The following is a 21,308-nucleotide window of genomic DNA, read 5'->3' on the forward strand; positions in this document are numbered from 1 at the left end:
GCACATGAACGTGCTGCTGGCGGAGGCCAATGTGCCCTACGACGAGGTGTTCGAGCTCGAGGAGATCAACCGGGACTTCGCGCAGGCGGATGTGGCGTTCGTGATCGGGGCGAACGACGTGACCAACCCGGCGGCGAAGACGGACCCGGCGAGCCCGATCTACGGCATGCCGATCCTGGATGTGGAGAACGCCAAGACGGTCTTGTTCGTCAAACGCTCGATGGCGTCGGGCTATGCCGGGGTGGAGAACGAGCTGTTCTTCCGCGACAACACCCTGATGCTGTTCGGCGACGCCAAGAAGATGTGCGAGGACATCGCCAAGTCCCTCGCCGCCTGACGCAAGGCCGCCGCCTCATTCCATTCCTGTCATGCCAGGGCTCGACCGTGGCATCCAGGGGCAGCCAGAGCGGTTCTCCGTGGCCCCTGGATTGCCCGGTCAAGCAATGACAGGAAGGGCCGGCCCGCTGGTGGTCCCAAGCCGACCCTCAGATCCAGCTCGCGATCTCTCCCAGCGGCTTCTTGAGGCCGCCGTGCCGCGGCACGGTGCAGCCCTCGACGGGATAGCCGACCACCAGCAGGATGGTCGGCTTCTCCGACTCCGGCCGGCCGCAGATCTCGTTCAGGAAGCCCATCGGGCTCGGCGTGTGGGTCAGGGTCGCCAGCCCGGCATGGTGCAGGGCGGCGATCAGGAAGCCGGTGGCGATGCCGACCGATTCCGGCACGTAGTAGTGCTTGGCGCGGCGGCCGTCCGGCAGGATGCCGAAGCGCTGGGCAAAGATCGCGATCAGCACCGGCGCCGTCTCCAGGAACGGCTTGTGCTCGTCGGTGCCCAAGGGCGCCAGGGCGTCGAGCCATTCCTGCGGCGCCCCGCCGCTGTAGAACTCCCGCTCCTCCACCTCCGCCGCCTCGCGGATCCGCCGCTTCACCGCGGGGTCCTCGATCACGGTGAAGTGCCAGGGCTGCAGGTTGGCGCCGGACGGGGCGGTGCCGGCCGCCAGCAGCGCCTGCTCGATCACCGCCCGCGGCACCGGCGTCGGCGCGAAGTCGCGCACCGTGCGGCGGCGGCGCAGGTCCTCGTGGAAGGCGCGGGCGCGGGCCTCCATCTCGTCGGGCGGATAGGCGCGATAGTCGGGCAGCGGCTCCAAGACGGGCGCGTCCATGGCAGGTCCTCCGAAATCTCTCCGGCGGACCGTGCCCCGCCGGGGCCGGGGCGGCAAGAGGCGCGCTACAGTGTCCGGGCGGAGAAGGTGTCGCAGGCGGTCGGGTCGCCGCGGTCGTAGCCGAGGCGGAACCAGCGGGCGCGCTGCTCGGCGCTGCCATGGGTGAAGCTGTCCGGCACGACATAGCCCTGGGTCTGCTTCTGCAGCGTGTCGTCACCCACCGCCGCCGCCGCCCGCAGCGCCGCCTCGACGTCGCCGGCCTCGATGAAATGGCCCTGCTGGTCGCCGCGCTTGGCCCAGACCCCGGCGAAGCAGTCGGCCTGCAGCTCGACCCGCACCGACAGGGCGTTGGCGTCGCCCCCGCTGCGGCGCTGGGCGTCGACCTTGCCCATGATGCCGAGCAGGTTCTGGACGTGGTGCCCGACCTCATGGGCGATGACATAGGCCGCGGCGAACTCGCCCGGTGCGCCGAAGCGCTGGCTCAGCTCCTGGAAGAAGGCAGTGTCGAGATACACCTTGCGGTCCCCGGGGCAGTAGAACGGCCCCGCCGCGGTGTCGGCCAGGCCGCAGGCGGACTGGGTGCGGCCGGAGAACAGCTCCAGCTTCGGCGCGGTGTAGCGGCTGCCGGCCTGGCTGAAGATGGTGCCCCAGGTGTCCTCGGTGCTGCCCAGCACGGCGGCGACGAACTGCGCTTCCTGGTCCGACCCGGCACCGACCGGGGCCGAGGCGGTCTGCGAGGTCGGGGCCTGCCCGCTGTCGAGGGTCTGCAGCAGCGCCGAGGGGTCGACGCCGAAGAACAGCGCCACCAGCACGACCACGATCGCGCCGACGCCGCCCACGCCGCCGATCGCCGCCGGGCGCATGCCGCGCCGGTCCTCGACATTTCCGCTGCGTCTCAGATCCTGCCACCGCATGGATGCCCTCCCTCGTCGCGCGCCTTGGGGAAACCCGCCGCGATCCGTCCCGGTTCCTATCCTATGCGACAGCGCCCGGTTTCGCGATCCGCCTTCGTTTCGCCCCGCTGTTCCGCTTAGGATGATGGATCGCTCCGTTCGGGATGAATCGTCTTGGCCCAGGCGTCCGTGATCACCGCCGCCCCCGCGCATCCGGTCATCCAGGACAAGAGCCTGAGCGCCCTGGTGTTCTTCGAGGTGCTGGCGATCTTCGTGTTCGGCCCGTTGGCCAGCATCCACGACGCCTCGCGCCACATCTTCGTCTTCAACTCCTGCTTCATCGTGCTGGCCGGGATCTTCGCGATCTCGCGCCACGCCCGGCTGGCGAAGACGCTGATCGGCCTCGGCCTGGTGCTGATCCCGCTGCAGCCGATCAGCCTCTATCTCGGCGAGATGTGGCTGACCTCGGCCTACATCCTGCTGTTCGTCGCCTTCCTCGGGCTGCTCAGCTGGATCATCCTGAACCATGTGTTCCGGCGCAGCCGGATCAACCTGCACTGCATCCTCGGCGCCATCGCCGTCTATCTCCATATCGGCCTGGTCTTCGCCCTGCTCGACACGCTGCTGGTGCTGCATGTCGGCGACACGGCCTATGTCTTCGCCGAGGCGCTGGAGGCCGAGCATGTCCGCCTGCTGTCGCGCATGATCTATTTCAGCTTCACCACCCTGACCTCGGTCGGCTACGGCGACATCACGCCGGTGTTCCCGCTGGCGCGGTCGCTGGCCAATCTCGAGGGGCTGTGCGGCCAGCTGTTCCCGGCGATCCTGCTGGCCCGGCTGGTGTCGATGGAGATCGAGACGAGGCACGCCGATTGAACCTGCGCCTGTTGATCGCCATCGCGCTGCTGGGCCTGGCCGCTGCCGCCCCGGCGGTCGCCGGGCCGAAGGTCGGCGCCAACAGCTGCCGCTGGGCCTTTGACGACCGCTGTGACGAGCCGGGGATCGGCTCGGGCGACTGCGCCGCCGGGACCGACACCGCCGACTGCCGTGCCGTGCGGGCCGGCGGCGACGACAGCTGCCGCTGGGCCAACGACCACAGCTGCGACGAGCCCAACATCGGCTCCGGCCTGTGTGGCGACGGCACCGATGCCAGCGACTGCCGGCCGCTCTACAGCAGGCGCAACCGCGACAACAGCTGCGCCACCGCCTTCGACGACATCTGCGACGAGCCCGGGACCGGCACCGGCCGCTGCAGCCCCCGCAGCGACACCGCCGACTGCCTGGGCCGCGACACGCCGGCCGGGATCCGCGACCACTTCTTCGGCCACGACCACCGCCGCCTGGCCCGGGCCGACCGCATGCCGTGGAGCGCCATCGGCGTGCTCAGCTTCGGCGAAGGCTCCTGTTCCGGCACCATGGTCGGCCGGCGGGTGGTGCTGACCGCCGCCCATTGCTTCATGCGCGACGACGACACGCTGGACCGGCCGCGCAGCTTCCGCGCCGGCCGGGTCGGCACCCGCGAGGTGGCCGAGGCCGGGGTGGCCGGCTTCTACATCCCGCCGGGCTTCCGCGAGGGGCGCAGCGGCGGCGGCGAATCCTGGTACCGGCTCGACTGGGCCTTCGTGCTGCTCGACGCCGACATCGGCGACGTCACCGGCACCATGGCGGTGCACCGGCTGAAGCCGGAGGACCAGGCCGACATCGCGGCCGGGCGCTGGGTCCGGGTGATGCAGGGCGGCTATTCCTGGGATGCGCCGAACCGGATGACCGAGCATGTCGGCTGCCGCATCGTCTCGCTGCGCCCCGACGACACGCTGCTGCACGACTGCGACATGACCAAGGGCGACAGCGGCTCGCCGATCTTCATCAAGCAGGGCGGCGGCTACGCCATCGTCGCGGTGGTCAGCCGCTTCTATGGCGGCGATGACGGGCAGCGCTCGGACTATCTCGCGGTCGACAGCCGGGCCTTTGAGAAGGCGCTGGCCAAATATGTGGGATCCCATGGCGGGTGAGCGGTGAGCCGACGGGCGGCTCTCGGCGCCGCGGCGGCGCTGGCGGTCCTGCTCGGCCTGGCCGGCCCGGCGGCCGCGGATGATTCCTGCCGCTGGGCCCGGGACGGCAGCTGCGACGAGCAGCGCTTCGGCGGCTCGGGCCAATGCGCCGCCGAATCCGACGATGCCGACTGCGCCGGCTACAAGACTGGCGACAACAGCTGCAAATGGGCGTTCGACGGCCAGTGCGACGAGCCCGGGATCGGCACCGGCGACTGCGACGAGGGCTCGGACACCACCGATTGCCGCTCCCTGCGTGCCGGCGGCGACGATGGCTGCCACTGGTCGCGGGACGGCACCTGCGACGAACCCGCCATCGGCACCGGGGTCTGCCCCGACGGCACCGACATCAGCGATTGCCGGCCGCTGTATCCCCGGCGCAACCACATCAACAGCTGCGCCACCGCCTTCGACGGAATCTGCGACGAGCCGGGGATCGGCACCGGGCATTGCGCCGCGCGCAGCGACACCGCGGACTGCCTGGGCCGGGACACCCCGGCCGGGATCCGCGACCATTTCTTCGGCCATGACGACCGCCGCATGGTCCGGCCCGACCGGATGCCGTGGACCGCGATCGGCGAGATCGCCTTCGACAGCGGCGGCACCTGCACCGGCACGCTGGTCGGCCGGCGGGTGGTGCTGACCGCCGCGCATTGCTTCTTCCGCGACAACGGCAAGCGCGACACGCCGGTCAGCTTCCGCGCCGGCCGCGACGGCGACGACAGCAAGGCCGAGGCCGGCATCGCCTCCAGCCTGCTGTCGCCGGACTACCGCAACGACAGCGATGACGAGGAGGAGGATCCGGGCTCCGCCTTCGGCACGGATTGGGCCTTCGTCCGGCTCGATGCCGATATCGGCGATGTCGCCGGCACCATGGCGGTCCATCGCCTGACGGCCAAGGACGAGGCCCTGATCGCGGCCGGCGCCTGGGTGCCGCTGATCCAGGCCGGCTACGCCTGGGACGCACCGGATCGGATGACGGCCCATTCCGGCTGCCGGGCCCTGGCGCTGCGCCGCGACAACACGCTCAAGCATGATTGCGACATGACCAAGGGCGACAGCGGCGGCCCGATCTTCATGAAGGAGGCGGGGGGATACGCCATCGTGGCCGTGGTCACCCGCTTCTTCCGCGACGGCGGCAACGACAACGCCTACCTCGCGGTCGACACCCGGGCCTTCGCCGACGCGCTGGCGAAGTACATCGCCGCGAACGGCGGATAGCGCGCGCCGCCGCCAACGGCGCATGGGGGGTGAGCGCGCGGCGAGGGGGCCGGGCGAGCTTCTTCGTTGCACCGCGGCCGCGAAGGCCCTAGCGTGCCGCACGCCATGACCGACGCGCTCCACGCCGCTCTTCTTCCCGAGGGTTTCTACGACGTCCTCCCGCCCGAAGCGGCTCAGGAGGCGGCGGTGATCGAACGCATGATGGCGGTGCTGGGCGGTCACGGCTACGACCGGGTCAAGCCGCCGCTGGTCGAATTCGAGGACACGCTGCTGTCCGGCGTCGGCGCCAGCATGGCCCGGCACACCTTCCGCCTGATGGACCCGATGGGCAGCCGCATGCTCGGCCTGCGCGCCGACATGACCGTGCAGATCGCGCGCATCGCCCGCTCGCGCCTCGCCGCCGCGGAACGGCCGCTGCGCCTGGCCTATGCCGGGCAGGTGATGCAGGTGCGCGGCACCCAGCTGCGGCCGGAACGGCAATTCGCCCAGGTCGGCGCCGAGCTGATCGGCGGCGCCCAGCCGGCCGCCGATGCCGAGGCGGCGCTGCTGGCGGTCGAGGCGCTGCAGGCGGTCGGCGTCGATCGCCTCGCCCTCGACCTGACCGAACCCACTTTGGTGCCGGCGCTGCTCGGCGCCCATGGCGTGGAAGGCGAGGCCGGCACCGCGCTGCGCCACGCGCTCGATCGCAAGGACGCCGCCGCCATCGCCCAGCATGGCGGTGCCGCCGCCGTGGCGCTCGGGGCGCTGCTCGCCGCCTCTGGCCCGGCCGACGCCGCCCTGGCCGCGCTCGGCGGCATCGACCTGCCGGCGGTGACCCGGCCGCTGCTCGACCGGCTGGCCGAGGTCGTCCGCCGCATCCGCGCCTCGGCACCGGAGCTGATGGTGACGGTCGATTTCGTCGAGCATCGCGGCTTCGAATATCACAGCGGTGTCGCCTTCACCCTGTTCGCCCGCGGCGCCCGGGGCGAGGTCGGCCGCGGCGGCCGCTACCGCGCCAATGGCGCCGAGGGCGAGGAAGCCACCGGCTTCACCCTCTACATGGACACCGTGCTGCGCGCGGCCGCGCCGTCGACGGCGCCGCGCCGCGCCTTCCTGCCCTTCGGCACGGCGCATGGCGCCGGCGCGCCGCTGCGGGCCGAAGGCTATGTCACCATCGCCGGGCTGGAGCCCGGTGCCGATCCTCTCGTCGAGGCGCGCCGCCTCGGCTGCGGCTGGGTTCTGCGGGACGGCCGGCTCGACGAGATTCAAGACTAGTCAGTACGAGGTATTCCGATGGCGAACGTGGCCGTGGTCGGCGCCCAGTGGGGCGACGAGGGCAAGGGCAAGATCGTCGACTGGCTGTCCAGCCGGGCCGATGTCGTGGTGCGGTTCCAGGGCGGGCACAATGCCGGCCATACCCTGGTGATCGGCAACAAGGTGCTCAAGCTGTCGCTGCTGCCGTCGGGAATCGTCCGGCCGGGCAAGCTCGGCATCATCGGCAACGGCGTGGTGGTCGACCCCTGGGCGCTGCTCGCCGAGATCGAGCGGATCCGCGCCCAGGATGTCGAGGTCGGCCCGGAGAACCTGCTGCTGGCGGAGAACGCCGCGCTGATCCTGCCGGTGCATGGCGCGCTGGACCGGGCCCGCGAGGCGGCGCGCGGCGAGGGCAAGATCGGCACCACCGGCCGCGGCATCGGCCCGGCCTATGAGGACAAGACCGGCCGGCGCGCCATCCGGGTCTGCGACCTGGCCGACGAGGCGGCGCTGCCGGAGAAGATCGACAACCTGCTGGCGCACCACAACGCGCTGCTGCGCGCGCTGGGGGCGGATGAGGTGGACCCGGCCGAGCTGCTGGCCCAGCTGCGCGAGGTCGCGCCGAAGATCCTGCCCTATGTCGGCGTGGTGTGGGAGCGGCTGGACGCGCTGAAGCGCGAGGGCAAGCGCATCCTGTTCGAAGGCGCCCAGGGCGCGATGCTCGACATCGACCACGGCACCTATCCCTACGTCACCTCGTCCAACACCGTGGCGGGGCAGGCGGCGGCGGGCTCCGGCATCGGGCCGAAGGGCATCGGCTATGTCCTGGGCATCACCAAGGCCTACACCACCCGCGTCGGCTCCGGCCCGTTCCCGACCGAGCAGGAGAACGAGATCGGCCGCCGTCTGGGCGAGCGCGGCCATGAATTCGGCACGGTCACCGGCCGGCCGCGGCGCTGCGGCTGGTTCGATGCGGTGATGGTGCGCCAGGCGGCGAAGACCGGCGGCATCGACGGCATCGCCCTGACCAAGCTCGACGTGCTCGACGGCTTCAAGACGCTGAAGATCTGCACCGGCTACGAGCTGGACGGGCAGGTGTTGCAGCATTTCCCCGCCGGCCAGACCGCCCAGGCGCAGGCCAAGGCGGTCTATGAGGAATGGGATGGCTGGGAGGAAAGCACCAAGGGCGCGCGCTCCTGGGCCGACCTGCCGGCGACGGCGATCAAGTACATCCGCCGGATCGAAGAGCTGATCGAGGCGCCGGTGGCGCTGCTGTCGACCAGCCCGGAGCGCGACGACACCATCCTGGTCCGCGACCCCTTCGCCGACTGAGGCGGGGCCGCGCGCCGGCGTGGGCACGGATGACGCGATCGGGCGCGAACTGCGGGCGGCGGTGGCCGCCACGCAGGGGCATTTCCGCTACGAATCCGGCCATCACGGCGACCTGTGGCTCGGCCTCGACGCGCTGTTCGTCGATGCCATCAGGATGCGCCGCTGGGCTGCGGCGCTGGCCGCCGAAGCGGCGTGCTGCGGTGCCGAGGTGGTCTGCGGCCCGCTGACCGGCGGCGCCCTGCTGGCCCGGGCGATCGCCGCCGAGCTGCATCTCGACTTCGTCCATGCCGAGCGCCACGTCGAAGGCGGCGCCGTGCGCTACCGCATCCCGGACTCGCTCGGCGCCGTGGTTGCCGGCCGGCGGGTGCTGCTGGTCGACGATGCGATCAATGCCGGCTCGGCGGTCGGCCTGACCCTGGCCGAACTCACGCGCCACGACGCCGTTCTGGCCGGCATCGCCTGCCTCCTCACCCTCGGCGAAGCCGCCGGGCGGATCGCGCGAGAGCACGGGGTGCCGCTGGTTCGTCTGGCGACGCTGGACCGCGGAATGTGGCAGGCTGGGGATTGCCCGCTCTGCGCCGCCGGCATGCCGCTCGAGGAGCAGGGGCTGGGAACAGGAGGGCAGGGATCATCATGACCCGCCAGCACATCGGCGCGATCACCCTGGTGGTCCGCGACTATGACGAGGCCAAGGCCTGGTACACCGGGGTGCTGGGCTTCGAGCCGGTGGCCGACACGCCGCTCGGCGACGGCAAGCGCTGGCTGCTGGTGGCGCCGCCGGGCGGGCAGGGGCCGTCGCTGCTGCTGGCCCAGGCCGCGACCCCGGAGCAGGAGAGCCGGATCGGCGACCAGACCGGCGGCCGTGTGGCTTTGTTCCTGCACACCGACGATTTCTGGCGCGACCACCGGGCGATGACCGCGCGTGGCGTGGTGTTCCGCGAGACCCCGCGCGAGGAAAGCTACGCCACCGTCGCGGTGTTCGAGGACCTCTACGGCAACCTGTGGGACCTGCTGCAGCCCAAGGCCGGATAGGCCTGCCCTGGGGCCATGCCGGCAATATGCTATGCTTGGACGGGTAGATGCAGGAGGTATCCGTGCATACGGTCGGTCCGGGGCTGTGGGGCTGCGCGGCGGCCCTGGCTCTCATTACCGGGGCGATTCTGCTGGGCGTGGTCGACCAGATTCGGTGGTTTCGCCGGCCACCGGGTTGGGCCCGGTCCCTCGCTTGCGTGTGCTTGCTCATCGCGACCGGCTTCGCGGTCTGGGCGGCGACGCGCTATTCGGATGTGCAAGTGGCCGCCGCGGGCTTCGGCCCCGGCTGGAACTGCCCCCACTTCCGGGCGGAGGCGCTGTCGTCTGCTTTCGGGACAGACCGGCTGTGCCGTCGAACAACTAGGGCCGATCGACGCGGCTGCGAATGCCGTGCTGGAGATGAAAGCGGCCGGATAGAGAGGCCTGCCTCCCGGATTCACGAAAACGCCCAGAATCATCGGCAGGATCGTCCCGGGCGAGCTTGGGGGGGGCATCATGCGGGTCTGGAAGCGCGTCACGGTGGTGGCGCTTGCGGTCGCGGCAGTGGTCGGCGGCGTTTACGCCTGGGGAGAGGGGGCGTTCTGGCCCTGCGGGCCGATGGATCGCCTGGTGCAGGCCAGCGCCTGTCGCGTCGTCGCGGTGCTGGACGACCAGGATCTCGGCGTGCTGAGCCCGGCGCCCGATGGCACGCTGCTGGGGGTGGTGCGGCAGCCGGGGCTGGGCCGGGAGGCCACGCGCCCACAGGAGCTGCTGCGGATCGATCCCGCGACCGGGATGGTGCGATCCCGAATTCCGCTGCCGGATGTGCCAAAGGATGCGAGCTGGCTGGGCCTTGCGGTCTCGCCCTCGGGCGGCCTTGTCGCCGGCGGGTTCTTCGAGGGGCCGATCCAGATCATCGACAGCCGGACCGGCGCCACCCTCTCCAGCATCCGGCGCGGCGCGACCGGGCTGGCCTTCGTCGCCGACGACCGGATCATGATCGACATGGGCTGGGGCAGCTTCTGGGAGGGCCCGGGCGAAACGGCGGTGCTGTCGACCGCCGACGGCAGCGAGGTCGCGGGGACCGTGCCCGTCCCGGGATCGCTGCGTGCCACCGGCGTGTCCTCCGCCGTCTCGCCCGACGGCACCCTGGCGGCGGAGCATGTCGAGACCCGCGGCGACAGCGGCGTGGTCACCATACGCCTGGCCGACAATGCCCGCCGCAGCCTGTCGGGCCGGCTTCTGGTCGGCGCGCTGTCGACCTGGCGGGACAATGGCTCGCACCTCATCCCGCTGCTCGCCTTCAGCCCGGACGGACGGTCCCTGGCCGCCAGCTTCGACGACCCCGGTGTCTGGGGGCGGGAGACGGCGGCTCTGTTCATCTGGGATGTGGCGGACGGAAGGCTGCTGCGCCGGATGCCGACCCGGTCGCAGTGGCGGGACCTGGTGTGGAGCGCGGATTCGCGCAGCCTGATGGCCACCCGCTACACGCCGGACACCTACACCGGGCCGGTGAAGACCGGGGTGTCGGAATTGGCGCGGATCGATCTCGACTAAGCCGCGGCCGGCACAAACGAAAACGGCCGGGGCGATGCCCCGGCCGTCTCAGCCTCAATCCGATCCGTCGCTCAGTGGGCCAGCTTGGCCTCGACCGCGGCGTTGCGGATCGCCTTCTGCAGCTTCTCGAAGGCGCGCACCTCGATCTGGCGCACCCGCTCGCGGCTGATGCCGTATTCCTGGCTCAGGTCCTCCAGGGTGGTTGGCTCGTCGCGCAGGCGGCGCTCGCTCAGGATGCGGCGCTCACGGTCGTTCAGGTGACCCATGGCGTCCTTCAGCAGCTGCTGGCGCTTGCCCAGCTCCTGCTTGTCGGCCAGCATCACCTCCTGGCTGTCGCGCTCGTCGACCAGCCAGTCCTGCCACTCGCCCTCGCCATCGACCCGCAGCGGCGCGTTCAGCGAATGATCCGGCGCCGCGAGGCGGCGGTTCATCGAGATCACGTCCTGCTCGGGCACCGACAGCTCGGTGGCGATCTTGGTCACCGTCTCCGGCTTCAGGTCGCCGTCCTCGATCGCCTGCAGCTGGCCCTTGAGCTTGCGCAGGTTGAAGAACAGCTTCTTCTGCGCCGCGGTGGTGCCCATCTTCACCAGCGACCAGCTGTGCAGGATGTATTCCTGGATGGCGGCGCGGATCCACCACATGGCATAGGTCGCCAGGCGGAAGCCACGGTCCGGGTCGAACCGCTTCACCGCCTGCATCATGCCGACATTGCCCTCGGAGATCAGCTCCGAGATCGGCAGGCCGTAGCCGCGATAACCCATCGCGATCTTCGCCACCAGCCGCAGATGGCTGGTCACGAGGCGATGCGCCGATTCCGTGTCGCCATGCTCTCGCCACGCCTTGGCGAGCATGAACTCCTCCTGCGGCTCCAGCATCGGAAACTGACGGATTTCCTGCAGGTAGCGGCTCAGGTTGGATTCAGCGCCCAGCATGGGCAGACGCGATGCTTGTGCCATAAATCTTGCTCCCTCTCCGGCGCCCGGTCCCTGGGAGGGGCGGGCGCCCGCCGGATCAGAGTCCGGACACGCTCATAATACCCGACCTCAGTAGTCGGGTATACGGTCTTCCCCTGCGAGGGAGACGAGCAAATCTCGCATGTCTCCCGGAAGGGGCCTTGTGAATTCGAGTTCATTTTGATCCGCCGGGTGGCGGAAGCGTAACTTTGCCGCATGCAGCGCCTGCCGCGGGAAGCTGCGGGCCACATCGCTGCCGATGGCCGAGCGCGGCCGTCGGCCATAGACCTGGTCGCCGATCAGCGGGTGGCCGATCGAGGTCATGTGGACGCGGATCTGGTGGGTCCGCCCGGTGTCAAGCCTGCAGGCGACCAGGCTGGCCTCCAGCCCCGCCGGGCGCAGCACCTTGTAGTGGGTGCGCGCCGCCTTGCCGCCGGCCTTGACGATCGCCATGCGCTTGCGGTCGCGCGGGTCGCGGCCGATGGCGCCCTCGATCGCGCCGGCCGACGGGTTCGGCCGGCCCCAGACCAAGGCGAGGTAGGTGCGCGACAGCGTCCGGTCGGCGAACTGGGCCGACAGTGCCTTGTGCGCGGCATCGGTCTTGGCCGCGACCATCAGCCCGCTGGTCTCCTTGTCCAGCCGGTGGACGATGCCCGGCCGGGCGACGCCGCCAATGCCGGAGAGCTCCCCGCCGCAATGGGCGAGAAGCGCGTTGACCAGGGTGCCATCGGGATTGCCTGCCGCGGGGTGGACCACCAGTCCGGCCGGCTTGTCGATGACGATGAGATGGGGGTCTTCGTACACGATTTCAAGGTGGATTGCCTGGGCCGCGGGCTCGGCCGCGACCGGCGGCGGCACCCGTATCTCGAAGGCCTGGCCGGGTTTGACCTTGACCGAGGCGTCTTCTACTGTCCGCTCGCCTTCCCAGACGCAGCCTGCGGCGATCAGCGCCTGCAGCCGCGACCGCGACAGGTCCGGCACGGCGACGGCCAGGGCACGGTCCAGCCGCTCGCCGGCGGCGTCCGGGCCGATCGTTACGGGAATGGCTGTGACGGGAATGGGCTCGTCCAAGGAAAGAGGTGTGCGGGTGCGTCTGGAAGCTGGTTCGTTGCGTGCGGTGAAGATAACCGTTTGGGCGATGCTTGTGGTGATCATCCTGCTCGCCGCCGTGGTTGTGGGGAAACTCGGTCTCCAGCTCTTCTCCGCGGGCCCGGCCAAGGCGCCGCCGGCCACACCCGCCGCGGCATCGGCCGCCCCGTCCGCACTGCCCTCCGGCAGCAAGATTACGACTATCATCCCTGTCGGCGATCGCGCAGTGATGCTGATCACACTGCCCGGCGGCGGGCAGGAGCTGCGCAGCCTCGACCCCAGGACCGGCGCCGCCGCCACCCTGCTGACCACCACCCCCTAGATCCGCTCGACCCGTCCCGAGGATTCCGGCATGACCGATGTGATCAACCTCGCCAGCGACAACGTCGCCGGCGCCGCGCCCCAGATCCTGGCGGCGATCGCCCGCGCCGGCGACGGCCGCGCCCGCTCCTATGGCCATGACGACGTCACCCGCCGGATCGAGGCACGGCTGTCCGAGGTGTTCGAGCGCCGCGTCGCCGCCTTCCCGGTGGCCACCGGCACGGCCGCCAACGCACTGGCGCTGGCGACCTTCACCCCACCCTACGGCGCGGTGCTGTGCCATCGCGAGGCGCATATCGCGGTCGACGAATGCGGCGCGCCGGAATTCTACACCCATGGCGCCAAGCTGATCCTGGCCGAAGGCGACCACGGCAAGCTGACGCCGGCGACGCTGGAGGCTGCCTTCCCGGAAGGCTGGCGCGGCGACGTGCACCGCAGCCAGCCGGCGATGCTCAGCCTGTCGCAGGCGACCGAATCCGGCACCGTCTACACCCCGGCCGAGGTCGCTGCGCTGACCGACGCGGCGCGGCACCACGGGCTGGCGGTGCATATGGACGGGTCGCGCTTCGCCAACGCGTTGGCAGGGCAGATGGGGGCAGGGCAGGGGTGTTCTCCGGCCGAGCTGACCTGGAAGGCCGGGATCGACGTGCTGTCCTTCGGCGGCACCAAGAACGGCTGCGTGATGGCCGAGGCGGTGGTGTTCTTCGACCCGGTCAAGGCGGCGGATTTTGCCCTGCGGCGCAAGCGCGCCGGCCACCTGCTGTCGAAGATGCGCTTCGTCTCGGCCCAACTCGAGGCTTACCTCGCCGACGATTTGTGGCTGGGCCTGGCGGCCAACGCCAACGCCCGGGCGCGGCAGCTGGCCGAGGGGCTGCAGGCGCTGCCCGGGGTGGCGCTGGAGCATCCGGTCGAGGCCAATGAGGTGTTCGTGCGCCTGCCCGCCGCGCTGGCCGCCGGACTGCAGCGGGAAGGCGTGATCGCGGCCCATTGGGAGGGCGAGGTCTGGCGCTTCGTCGGGGCCTTCGACACCACGGCCGAGACGATCGAGACCGTGCTGCAGCGGGCGCGAAGCTGTGTCGCACCGGATGCCGTCGCGGCCGCGGGGTAGGGCGTCACGAAAAGTTACGAAAACACCTTGCGTCGGCGCGCAGGCTCCCCTATATCCGGGCCCGCGCCTCAGTCCCCTTCGTCTAGAGGCCCAGGACACCGCCCTCTCACGGCGGTAACACGGGTTCGAATCCCGTAGGGGACGCCAACGCTTTCAACGACTTAGCCCCGCCTTCGTGCGGGGCTAAGTCGTTTTTGCCGCCAAATTGCCGTATGGGTGGTCCCATGCACGCCCGCTTCCGTCCATCGAAGGTCACCGCCTTCGTCGCCATGCTCGGCGACGAGATGAACAGGCGGGAATTCCTGGATTCCTCAATCCCGGTCGCCGCCGCCTGATCGGCATCGGCCGTCAACCGGCGGTCGAGCGGATCAGGGTTTCCTTCGCCGAAGTCAGATGGACGCGGCATGCGACCTCGACCCTGGAGGTGTCGCGGCTGAACAGGGCCTCGATGTAGGCGAGATGCTCGCGGATCGCGACCTCGTTGCGCTGCCGCTCGTCATGCTTTCGCCACTGATAATGGTAATGGAAGATCAGGGTGATGACGTCGTAGAAGCCGTCGATGAAGCGATTGGGTCCGGCCATGTTGATCAGCCGATGAAAGCGACTGTCGAGATCGGAGAAGTCATGGTATCGGCCGTCGATCTCGCGAAGCAGGGAGACATGTTCCTCGCGCAGGGCGCTGATCTTTCGCCACAGCGGTGAGCTTTCCGGCAACGCCGCGAACGTCATCGCCGACCGCAACTCGAACATCTCGCGGATCTCGAACAGGTCGAGCGCGAAACTCGGCGTGAAGCCCTGGAACACCCAGCCTGCATTCGGCCGCTTCTCGATAAGGCCGAAGCGCTGGAAACGGTTGAGAAACTCGCGGATCCCGGTGGTGGCGACGCCGAACTGGCGGGCCAGTTCCAGCTCGTTGATCGCCGTCCCCGCGTGGGCATCGCCCCGCAGCATCCATTCCATGAAGCGCTTCTCGATCTGCTCGGCCATCGGGATGGTTTCCGCTGCCGGAAACGGCTGCATCGCTGCACCACCCGAGCGGATGGTCCGCCGGCGCCCGGTTCCGGCCACGGTTCCTTGCTCGGCCAGCGCCGAGAGCACCTTGCGCACCGTTGTGCGGCTGACTCCGAGCTGCGCGCTGAGCATGGTTTCCGAAGGAAGCGCCTCCTCGTCTTCGAGCGCCGCGAGCAGGTCCAGGGCGTCGTTGAACGCGCGCTTGAATACCGTGTCCGTCTTCATGCCCGATGTTCTCCCGTCCTTGTCGATCTGTCCTTTAATCCATAAAAAACAATTTGACCGCAACTATAATTGGTTTTTCTGTATAAGGAACAAATAGCCATATCCCGGGGAGGAAAAAGATATGGTCGGCGCCAAATTTCGGCTGGTTTCGGTGAGCGCGTGAGCCCAATCCTCGAAGTCGCCGGGTTGCGCAAGAGCTTCGGGCCCGTCGAGGCGCTGCGCGGGGTCGACCTGCATCTCGACGCCGGGGAAGTCCTGGCCGTGGTGGGCGACAATGGCGCCGGCAAGTCGACTCTGATCAAGCATATCTCCGGGGTCTACCGGCCCGATGCCGGCCGGATGCTGTTGGCCGGAACGCCGCTTGACCTGTCCTCGCCACGCGAGGCGCGGCAACGGGGCGTCGAGACCGTCTATCAGGATCTGGCGCTCGCCGACGACCTCTCGATCGGCGCCAACATCTTCCTCGGCCGCGAGCCGATGCGACGTCTGTTCGGCTTTCTGCCAGTCGTGGACGAGCGGACGATCCGGCGCGAGACCGCGGATCTGCTGAAGCGGATCCGCAGCGAGATTCCGCCCGAGGCCCGGACCGTGGCGCGGCTTTCGGGCGGGCAGCGGCAGGCCGTCGCGATCGCGCGGGCGATCTATTGGAAAGCCAAGGTGGTGCTGCTCGACGAACCGACCGCGGCGCTCGCGGTCATGGAGCGCGAGCGCGTGATCCATCATACCCGCGACCTCGCCGCCCATGGCGTCGGGGTCATCTATATCGGCCACAACCTGGTCGAAATCCTGAAGGTTGCGGACCGCATCGCCGTGATGTTCCGCGGCCAGGTCGTCCACGTCACGCCGGCGGCAGAGACGGACCAGGAGACGCTCATCAAATACATGACCGGCTACAGCGAATCGAAGAAGGCAGCCTGAGTGCTGCACAAAACGGGGAGGAACCATGATGCGCAAGATGTTGCTGGCTGCTTCGGCGGCGATCTTTGCACTCGCGGGCGTGACGCCGGCGAGTGCCGAGGAAACGGTCGCGGTGATCGTGAAGGCGACCACCTCGGAATACTGGCAGTGGGTGTTCAAGGGAGCCGAGGAGGCCGGCAGGCAGCTCGGCGTCAAGGTCGACAAGCTGGGCACGCCCAAGGACGACGCCGCCGGCCAGATCGCCGTCCTCGAGAGTGCAGCGGGGACGAAGCCCGCCGCGATCGTGATCTCGCCGACAATCTTCGAGGCCCTCGGCGACCCGATCGCCGCGGTGACCGATGCCGGGATACCCGTCGTCGTCATCGACTCCGGGGCGAAGACGGACAAATTCGCCGCCTTCCTCACGACCAACAACGAGGCCGGCGGCAAGGCTGCGGCTGAGGCCGTGGCGGCGTGCCTCAAGGAGCGGACCGGGAAGGCGGCGGGCAAGGTCGGCTATCTCACCGCCATGGCCGGTCACGAATCGTTGGATTCGCGTGACCGAGGCTTCGTCGAGGGCTTGAAGGCCTATCCCGACATCACCCTGGTCGGCAACCGGGTCGCCAACAACGAGGAAGCGGAAGGCATGACCCTGACCGCCGACATGCTGACGAAGGACCCGGACCTCGTCGGCCTCTTCGCGGACAACGCGCAGATGGGCACCGGTGCCGGCGCCGCGGTCGCCGAGCAGAAGCTCGGTTCGAAGCTCTGCCTGGTCGCCTTCGACTCCGATGCCGGGGAACTGGAGCATCTCAAGGACGGCTCGGTCTACGCCCTGGTCATCCAGGATCCGTACATGATGGGCTTCGCCGGGGTCTGGTACGGCTACGCCGCCGCGCACGGCGTGCGCCTGCCGAAGAACGTCGACACCGGCGTCGGCACGGTGACGAAGGCGACCATGGACGACCCGAAGCTGGCCGGCCTGCTCGACGTCTCGAAGCGCAAGCTCGGCTCGTTCCTGGGCAACTGATCTGCCGCGGGCGGGGATTGCCGCAGCAATCCCCGCCCGCCTTCATCACGGAGGTCCGATGACGGATCAGCCCCTCCCGCAAATCCGCCCCGGGCCGCGCCTTCGCAGCGGCACGCCGGGCAGATCCCTTCAGGCGCTGCTCCGGCGCCTGCCGATCGAGACCTATGTCATCGCCTTCACGGTCGCACTGTGGGTCGCGCTGTCGCTGACCACGCCCAACTTCCTGACCGAAGGCAACATCAACAACCTGATGCGGCAGACGCCGATCGCGGCGATCGTCGCGATCGGCGTCATGTGCACGATCGTCATCGCCGGCATCGACCTGTCGGTGGGGTCGGTGGTCGCGTTCTGCGGCGTGGCTTTCGCCCAGATGTGCGGGCATGGCCTCGGCCTCGTGCCCGCCACGCTGCTGACCCTGGCGGCGGGGGCCGGGGTCGGGGTGGTCAACGCCGCCGCGATCGGCCGCCTGGGCATCCCTCCCTTCATCGTGACGCTGGCCGGTCTGCAGGTCTATCGCGGCCTGGCATTGCTGCTGGCCGGCGGCATGACGATCGGCGGCCTGCCGCCCGAGGTGAAGGAGTTCGCCCGCGGCACCACCGGCCTGCCCAATCTGTTCTGGGCGATGGTGGCGGTCGGGGTCGTGGTCCACTACCTGCTCCGCTTCACCCGGACCGGGCGGTACATGTATGCGATGGGCTCGAATGCCGAGGCTGCGCGCCGGCAAGGCATCGCTGTCTTCCGCATCACGCTGATCGCCTATGTGCTGAGCTCGGGACTCGCGGCCCTCGCCGGCATCCTGCTGGTCTCGCGCCTCAGCATCGCGTCCCCGTCCATGGCCAACGCCTATGAGCTGCAGGCGATCGCCGCGGCGGTGGTCGGCGGCGCCAGCCTGTTCGGGGGCAGGGGCAGCGTGCTCGGCACGGTGGTCGGCGCCATCCTCTTCACCACCATGAGCAATGCGGCGGTCCTGCTCGGCATCGACCCGTTCTGGGAGATGGTGCTGGAAGGCCTCCTGATCGCGCTCGTGGTCTATCTCGACAACCTGCAGAAGCGACGGCAGGCCGGGGCCTGAGTCCCACGCCTCCGGTGCTCTCCCTCAGGAACGGACGAAGCCATGCGGGCAGTGATATGCCGGGCGCCCGGGGAATTGGCGCTCGAAGAGCGGCCGGAGCCCGAGCGGGGCGAGGGCGAGGTGCTGGTCCGGGTGCGCCGCATGGGGATCTGCGGCACGGACTTCCACATCTACGAGGGCAGCCACCCGTACCTCCAGTACCCCCGGATCATGGGACACGAGCTGTCCGGCGAGGTGCTGGAGGCACCCGGGGGCAGCCCGCTGGCGCCTGGCGACACCGTAATCGTCAATCCGTACGTCTCCTGCGGCACCTGCATCGCCTGCCGCGCTGGCAAGCCCAATTGCTGCGTCCGGATCGCGGTGCTCGGCGTGCATCGCGACGGCGGCATGTGCGAGACGATCGCCGTGCCGGAGCGCAACCTGTACCCGGCGGGCAGCCTCACGCTCGATCAGGCGGCGTGCATCGAGTTCCTGGCGATCGGTGCGCACGCGGTCGCCCGTTCCGGTCTTGGGGGTGGCGCCCGCACTCTGGTGATCGGCGCAGGGCCGATCGGGCTCGGCACGGCGCTGTTCGCCGGTCTGGCGGGGGGTGATGTCTCGATCATGGACCGCGAGGCCGACCGGCTCGCCTTCGCGCTGAAGAGCCGGATCGCGGCACGGGGCATCGGCGTCGGCGACGGGTCGGCGGAGCTGCTCCGCCAGGCGACCGAGGGCGACGGCTTCGACGTGGTCTTCGATGCGACCGGAAGCCGGGCCTCGATGGAGAGCGCCTTCGGCCATGTCGCCCATGGCGGCACGCTCGTGCTGGTCAGCGTGGTGGCCGAGACCATCGCCTTCTCGGACCCCGAGTTCCACAAGCGGGAAATGACGGTCCTCGGCAGCCGAAATGCCCTGCGGGCGGATTTCGAGCGAGTCGTCGCCGCGATCGAAACCGGTCGCGTCCCGCTGGACCATCTCCTCACCCACCGGACCAGCCTTGCCGGAGCGCTCGCCGATCTCCCGCGCTGGGCCGGCCAGAAGAGCGGGCTCGTCAAGGCCCTGGTCGAGATCGGGTGATCTGCGCGAGGCGACCACCGTCGAAACGCACCAGCCCAGCATTCTCGCACCGGTCACGACCGAAACGTGCCGTTCAAAGTGTAGACGAAGCAAGGATCGGTGGCGGTGTCGTGCGCCAGCACGCAGAAGGGTGCGTCGCCATACAGCCAGCGCGCCTGCTCGGCGGCGTCGCAGCCGGTGCCCTCCGGCAGCAGCGGTGCACCGATCAGCCGGGCATGGCTGCCGGCCAGGAGGCGGAGGAAGTCGGGATCGAGGGCTAAGCTCACGGGACCTGCTCCGGGACACGGGTCGGGGCGGTGTCGTCACAGGTTGCCGGCACGGGGGTTGATGCCGAGGATGTGCCCGGGATCGACCGGTACCGTGACCAGGGTGGAGCCCACGGCGCCGCGGTGATGGGCATCGAGGATGTCGTCCAGATTGGCGAGGTCGGGACGAAGCGAGGCAGAACGCCAGCCGCAGGCGCCGGCCATGGCGGCAAAATCCATCCGGGCCAGGCGGATGTGGCGGTGCGACGGCGGCGCGTCCGGGATGATCGTGTGCAGGCCCTGCTCGACGATGCCGTAGCTGGCATTGTCGAGCAGGAACAGCAGGATCCCGAGATCGCGGGCTTCCGCCAGATATCCCGCGAACAACCGGAAGCAGCCGTCGCCGGTGAAACCGACGACATGGCTCTCGGGCGCGGCGAGCTTGGCGCCGATGGCCAGGCCGAGCACGTTGCCCATGGCCGAGCCGCGATAGAGGGAAAAGAAGCGCGCATGCGGATGGGGGCGCTGGACGACGTATTGGCGGTCCTTGTAGGCCAGGCACACGTCGTCGAAGCCGATGGTGTTCGGCCGCCAGCGCGCATCCAGTGCCCGGAACAGCGAGGCCATGTCGGCATGGCCGGGTCTCGGGCCCCCGGGCCGGCGCGTGTTGAGGTCATCCGGCGCCGGCCCGGCCCGAAGGGTCTCCGGCGGCTGCCATTCGAGCCGGCCGAGCAGGGACCGGAGCGCCGCGTCCAGGGGGGCGACGAGCTGCCGACAGGCGCCGCCGGCGCGGTGCCCGAACCCGCCCTCGACCTGGCCGTAGCCGTCCGGGAGGCCGGTGAGGACGAAGGTGTCGCCGGCCGCATAGGGGGCCAGGTTGACCGTGTACTCGTCCGGGCAGGCCCCGAGCACCAGCAGGACGTCGTCCGCGCCGATGTCCTGCCAGAGTCGGATGGCCGCGTCGTTCCCGCCGAAGGAGATGTAGCCGTAGCCGCGACGATTGCCGCGCTCGACCCCGTTGGCGCCGTTGATGCTCCAGACGATGGGGGCTCCCAGGGCCTCGCACAGGCGAGAGGTCAGCTGCGGCGCGTCCGGGTAGCGGGCCAGCTCCTCGCCGGCGAGGATGACGACGCGCCGGCCGCGGATGCGCCGGCAGAACGCATCCGCGAACGCATCCGCTTCGGCCGATGCGAGCGCCGGATCCGGCTGCGGGGGCGCGCGATGCGGGGCCGCCGCCATCCTGGTCTTGAGCGCCCCATGGTCCAGGACGAGGACGACCGGCTTGCAGCGCTTCAGCTGGGCATGGGCCTGCTGAAGCTGCCTTTCCATGGTCGCGGCGTCGTCCAGCACGAAGACGCCATCCGGCAGCTCCGCGCGCAGCTGCGCCAGCATGTGGCTGCCGTGGCGGCTGGTGTCCTGCAGCGGGCACTGCCCTTCGGTCGAGTCCGGCGAGACCGGGACGATATAGACCGCCGGGATGTCGTGCAGCTTGGCGTCGCTGAGCCCGCAGCCCAGCAGCTTGGTCGCGGCGCCCGTCGTCGCGATGCAGGCGCCGATGCGGCCGGACGCCAGATAGCTGCCGAGCGGCACGAAGCCGGAGGCATATTCGCCGAGCGACAGGAAGCGCATCCCGGCGGGCTCGTTGTGGTCGGCCGTATCCTCGCCTGCGTGAAGCGGGGGGAGCTTCTCCAGGAAGCGGATCGCGCCGCCGCCGGTGACGCCGGCACAGACCTCGATGCCCCAGGACTCCAGCGTTGCCACCAGGGACTCGTAGCCGGTTACGGTTTCCGTCAGATGAATATCCATGCGAACGCCTCGTATTCACGGAATTGTGATGCGACGA

At 69.8% G+C, this 21,308-nt stretch carries 21 protein-coding genes and 1 tRNA gene; 15 read left to right on the forward strand and 7 right to left on the reverse strand.

The window, feature by feature from the left end; genetic code table 11:
• Positions 1-337: NAD(P)(+) transhydrogenase (Re/Si-specific) subunit beta (locus AB4112_RS17635; RefSeq protein ID WP_441721502.1), on the forward strand; the 337-nt coding region annotated here is incomplete at its 5' end.
• 148 nt (positions 338-485) lie between these two features.
• On the opposite strand, the gene AB4112_RS17640 is transcribed toward AB4112_RS17635, so the two are convergent.
• Together AB4112_RS17640 and ypfJ are read right to left on the reverse strand one after the other, a co-directional pair.
• Positions 486-1,160, reverse strand: a complete 675-nt coding sequence (locus AB4112_RS17640; protein ID WP_309794854.1) for a nitroreductase family protein — start codon at positions 1,158-1,160, stop codon at positions 486-488.
• A gap of 65 nt (positions 1,161-1,225) precedes the next feature.
• Positions 1,226-2,074 carry a KPN_02809 family neutral zinc metallopeptidase gene (gene ypfJ, locus AB4112_RS17645; protein WP_309794853.1) on the reverse strand — a complete coding sequence of 283 codons (849 nt, stop codon included), beginning with the start codon at positions 2,072-2,074 and terminating at the stop codon, positions 1,226-1,228.
• Positions 2,075-2,227: 153 nt separating this feature from the next.
• Here ypfJ and AB4112_RS17650 point away from each other — a divergent pair, with 153 nt between their 5' ends.
• The 8 genes from AB4112_RS17650 (at position 2,228) to AB4112_RS17685 (ending at position 10,458) form a co-directional block, all read left to right on the forward strand.
• Positions 2,228-2,929, forward strand: coding sequence for a potassium channel family protein (locus tag AB4112_RS17650; RefSeq protein ID WP_309794852.1), 702 nt, complete (start codon positions 2,228-2,230; stop codon positions 2,927-2,929).
• Positions 2,926-4,065 carry a trypsin-like serine peptidase gene (locus tag AB4112_RS17655; protein ID WP_309794851.1) on the forward strand — a complete coding sequence of 380 codons (1,140 nt, stop codon included), beginning with the start codon at positions 2,926-2,928 and terminating at the stop codon, positions 4,063-4,065. Before AB4112_RS17650 ends, AB4112_RS17655 begins: the two co-directional genes overlap by 4 nt.
• A 3-nt stretch (positions 4,066-4,068) precedes the next feature.
• Positions 4,069-5,325, forward strand: a complete 1,257-nt coding sequence (locus AB4112_RS17660) for a trypsin-like serine peptidase (RefSeq protein ID WP_309794850.1) — start codon at positions 4,069-4,071, stop codon at positions 5,323-5,325.
• A 105-nt stretch (positions 5,326-5,430) separates the two neighbouring features.
• A complete protein-coding gene (locus AB4112_RS17665; RefSeq protein ID WP_441721508.1) occupies positions 5,431-6,579 on the forward strand; it encodes an ATP phosphoribosyltransferase regulatory subunit in 1,149 nt (382 codons plus the stop codon).
• Between the two features lie 18 nt (positions 6,580-6,597).
• Complete coding sequence (locus tag AB4112_RS17670; RefSeq protein WP_309794848.1) at positions 6,598-7,890, forward strand: adenylosuccinate synthase; 1,293 nt, start codon at positions 6,598-6,600, stop codon at positions 7,888-7,890.
• Between the two features lie 19 nt (positions 7,891-7,909).
• A complete protein-coding gene (locus AB4112_RS17675) occupies positions 7,910-8,527 on the forward strand; it encodes a phosphoribosyltransferase family protein (protein ID WP_441721512.1) in 618 nt (205 codons plus the stop codon).
• Positions 8,524-8,922 (forward strand): VOC family protein, encoded by a 399-nt coding sequence (locus tag AB4112_RS17680; RefSeq protein WP_309794846.1) that lies wholly within the window; start codon positions 8,524-8,526, stop codon positions 8,920-8,922. Before AB4112_RS17675 ends, AB4112_RS17680 begins: the two co-directional genes overlap by 4 nt.
• A 495-nt stretch (positions 8,923-9,417) precedes the next feature.
• The gene (locus AB4112_RS17685; RefSeq protein ID WP_309794845.1) at positions 9,418-10,458 is read left to right on the forward strand and encodes a WD40 repeat domain-containing protein; all 1,041 of its coding nucleotides are present in this window, start codon (positions 9,418-9,420) and stop codon (positions 10,456-10,458) included.
• 71 nt (positions 10,459-10,529) lie between these two features.
• Here AB4112_RS17685 and rpoH read toward each other — a convergent pair whose 3' ends face one another.
• On the reverse strand, positions 10,530-11,414 hold the full coding sequence (gene rpoH / locus AB4112_RS17690) for an RNA polymerase sigma factor RpoH (protein ID WP_309794844.1): 885 nt from the start codon (positions 11,412-11,414) through the stop codon (positions 10,530-10,532).
• 87 nt (positions 11,415-11,501) lie between these two features.
• Entirely contained in the window at positions 11,502-12,566 is a 1,065-nt protein-coding gene (locus AB4112_RS17695) for an RluA family pseudouridine synthase (RefSeq protein ID WP_309794843.1), read from the reverse strand.
• 286 nt (positions 12,567-12,852) lie between these two features.
• Between AB4112_RS17695 and AB4112_RS17700 the strand changes: the two genes are divergently transcribed.
• Together AB4112_RS17700 and AB4112_RS17705 are read left to right on the forward strand one after the other, a co-directional pair.
• On the forward strand, positions 12,853-13,929 hold the full coding sequence (locus AB4112_RS17700; protein WP_309794841.1) for a threonine aldolase family protein: 1,077 nt from the start codon (positions 12,853-12,855) through the stop codon (positions 13,927-13,929).
• A 71-nt stretch (positions 13,930-14,000) separates the two neighbouring features.
• A tRNA-Glu gene (locus AB4112_RS17705) sits at positions 14,001-14,076 on the forward strand.
• Positions 14,077-14,277: 201 nt separating this feature from the next.
• On the opposite strand, the gene AB4112_RS17710 is transcribed toward AB4112_RS17705, so the two are convergent.
• A complete protein-coding gene (locus AB4112_RS17710) occupies positions 14,278-15,165 on the reverse strand; it encodes a GntR family transcriptional regulator (protein WP_309794840.1) in 888 nt (295 codons plus the stop codon).
• Between the two features lie 186 nt (positions 15,166-15,351).
• On the opposite strand from AB4112_RS17710, the gene AB4112_RS17715 reads away from it, so the two are divergent.
• From AB4112_RS17715 to AB4112_RS17730, 4 genes are read left to right on the forward strand one after another with little or no spacing between them, the layout of a single operon-like run.
• Positions 15,352-16,083: an ATP-binding cassette domain-containing protein gene (locus tag AB4112_RS17715; RefSeq protein WP_309794839.1), complete on the forward strand. Its 732-nt coding sequence runs from the start codon at positions 15,352-15,354 to the stop codon at positions 16,081-16,083.
• Positions 16,084-16,108: 25 nt separating this feature from the next.
• A complete protein-coding gene (locus AB4112_RS17720; protein ID WP_441721519.1) occupies positions 16,109-17,092 on the forward strand; it encodes a substrate-binding domain-containing protein in 984 nt (327 codons plus the stop codon).
• Between the two features lie 58 nt (positions 17,093-17,150).
• Entirely contained in the window at positions 17,151-18,164 is a 1,014-nt protein-coding gene (locus AB4112_RS17725) for an ABC transporter permease (protein WP_309794837.1), read from the forward strand.
• 42 nt (positions 18,165-18,206) lie between these two features.
• Positions 18,207-19,220, forward strand: coding sequence for a zinc-binding alcohol dehydrogenase family protein (locus AB4112_RS17730; protein ID WP_441721522.1), 1,014 nt, complete (start codon positions 18,207-18,209; stop codon positions 19,218-19,220).
• Positions 19,221-19,273: 53 nt separating this feature from the next.
• On the opposite strand, the gene AB4112_RS17735 is transcribed toward AB4112_RS17730, so the two are convergent.
• Both AB4112_RS17735 and AB4112_RS17740 read right to left on the reverse strand, forming a co-directional pair.
• Positions 19,274-19,486, reverse strand: coding sequence for an MEKHLA domain-containing protein (locus AB4112_RS17735; protein WP_441721525.1), 213 nt, complete (start codon positions 19,484-19,486; stop codon positions 19,274-19,276).
• Positions 19,487-19,522: 36 nt separating this feature from the next.
• Positions 19,523-21,271, reverse strand: coding sequence for a thiamine pyrophosphate-dependent enzyme (locus tag AB4112_RS17740; RefSeq protein WP_441721528.1), 1,749 nt, complete (start codon positions 21,269-21,271; stop codon positions 19,523-19,525).
• Between the last annotated feature and the right edge of the window lie 37 nt (positions 21,272-21,308).

Source organism: Inquilinus sp. 2KB_23 (assembly GCF_052115705.1).
Taxonomy (GTDB): domain Bacteria; phylum Pseudomonadota; class Alphaproteobacteria; order DSM-16000; family Inquilinaceae; genus Inquilinus; species Inquilinus ginsengisoli_A.

Excerpts from the sequence above, each read along its gene's own strand:
- AB4112_RS17730 (WP_441721522.1), top strand. The coding sequence starts at position 18,207 with ATGCGGGCAGTGATATGCCGGGCGCCCGGGGAATTGGCGCTCGAAGAG.
- AB4112_RS17640 (WP_309794854.1), bottom strand. The coding sequence starts at position 1,160 with ATGGACGCGCCCGTCTTGGAGCCGCTGCCCGACTATCGCGCCTATCCG.
- AB4112_RS17725 (WP_309794837.1), top strand. The coding sequence starts at position 17,151 with ATGACGGATCAGCCCCTCCCGCAAATCCGCCCCGGGCCGCGCCTTCGC.
- AB4112_RS17720 (WP_441721519.1), top strand. The coding sequence starts at position 16,109 with ATGATGCGCAAGATGTTGCTGGCTGCTTCGGCGGCGATCTTTGCACTC.
- ypfJ (WP_309794853.1), bottom strand. The coding sequence starts at position 2,074 with ATGCGGTGGCAGGATCTGAGACGCAGCGGAAATGTCGAGGACCGGCGC.
- AB4112_RS17740 (WP_441721528.1), bottom strand. The coding sequence starts at position 21,271 with ATGGATATTCATCTGACGGAAACCGTAACCGGCTACGAGTCCCTGGTG.
- AB4112_RS17700 (WP_309794841.1), top strand. The coding sequence starts at position 12,853 with ATGACCGATGTGATCAACCTCGCCAGCGACAACGTCGCCGGCGCCGCG.
- AB4112_RS17695 (WP_309794843.1), bottom strand. The coding sequence starts at position 12,566 with ATGATCACCACAAGCATCGCCCAAACGGTTATCTTCACCGCACGCAAC.
- AB4112_RS17680 (WP_309794846.1), top strand. The coding sequence starts at position 8,524 with ATGACCCGCCAGCACATCGGCGCGATCACCCTGGTGGTCCGCGACTAT.
- AB4112_RS17665 (WP_441721508.1), top strand. The coding sequence starts at position 5,431 with ATGACCGACGCGCTCCACGCCGCTCTTCTTCCCGAGGGTTTCTACGAC.
- AB4112_RS17670 (WP_309794848.1), top strand. The coding sequence starts at position 6,598 with ATGGCGAACGTGGCCGTGGTCGGCGCCCAGTGGGGCGACGAGGGCAAG.
- AB4112_RS17685 (WP_309794845.1), top strand. The coding sequence starts at position 9,418 with ATGCGGGTCTGGAAGCGCGTCACGGTGGTGGCGCTTGCGGTCGCGGCA.
- rpoH (WP_309794844.1), bottom strand. The coding sequence starts at position 11,414 with ATGGCACAAGCATCGCGTCTGCCCATGCTGGGCGCTGAATCCAACCTG.
- AB4112_RS17710 (WP_309794840.1), bottom strand. The coding sequence starts at position 15,165 with ATGAAGACGGACACGGTATTCAAGCGCGCGTTCAACGACGCCCTGGAC.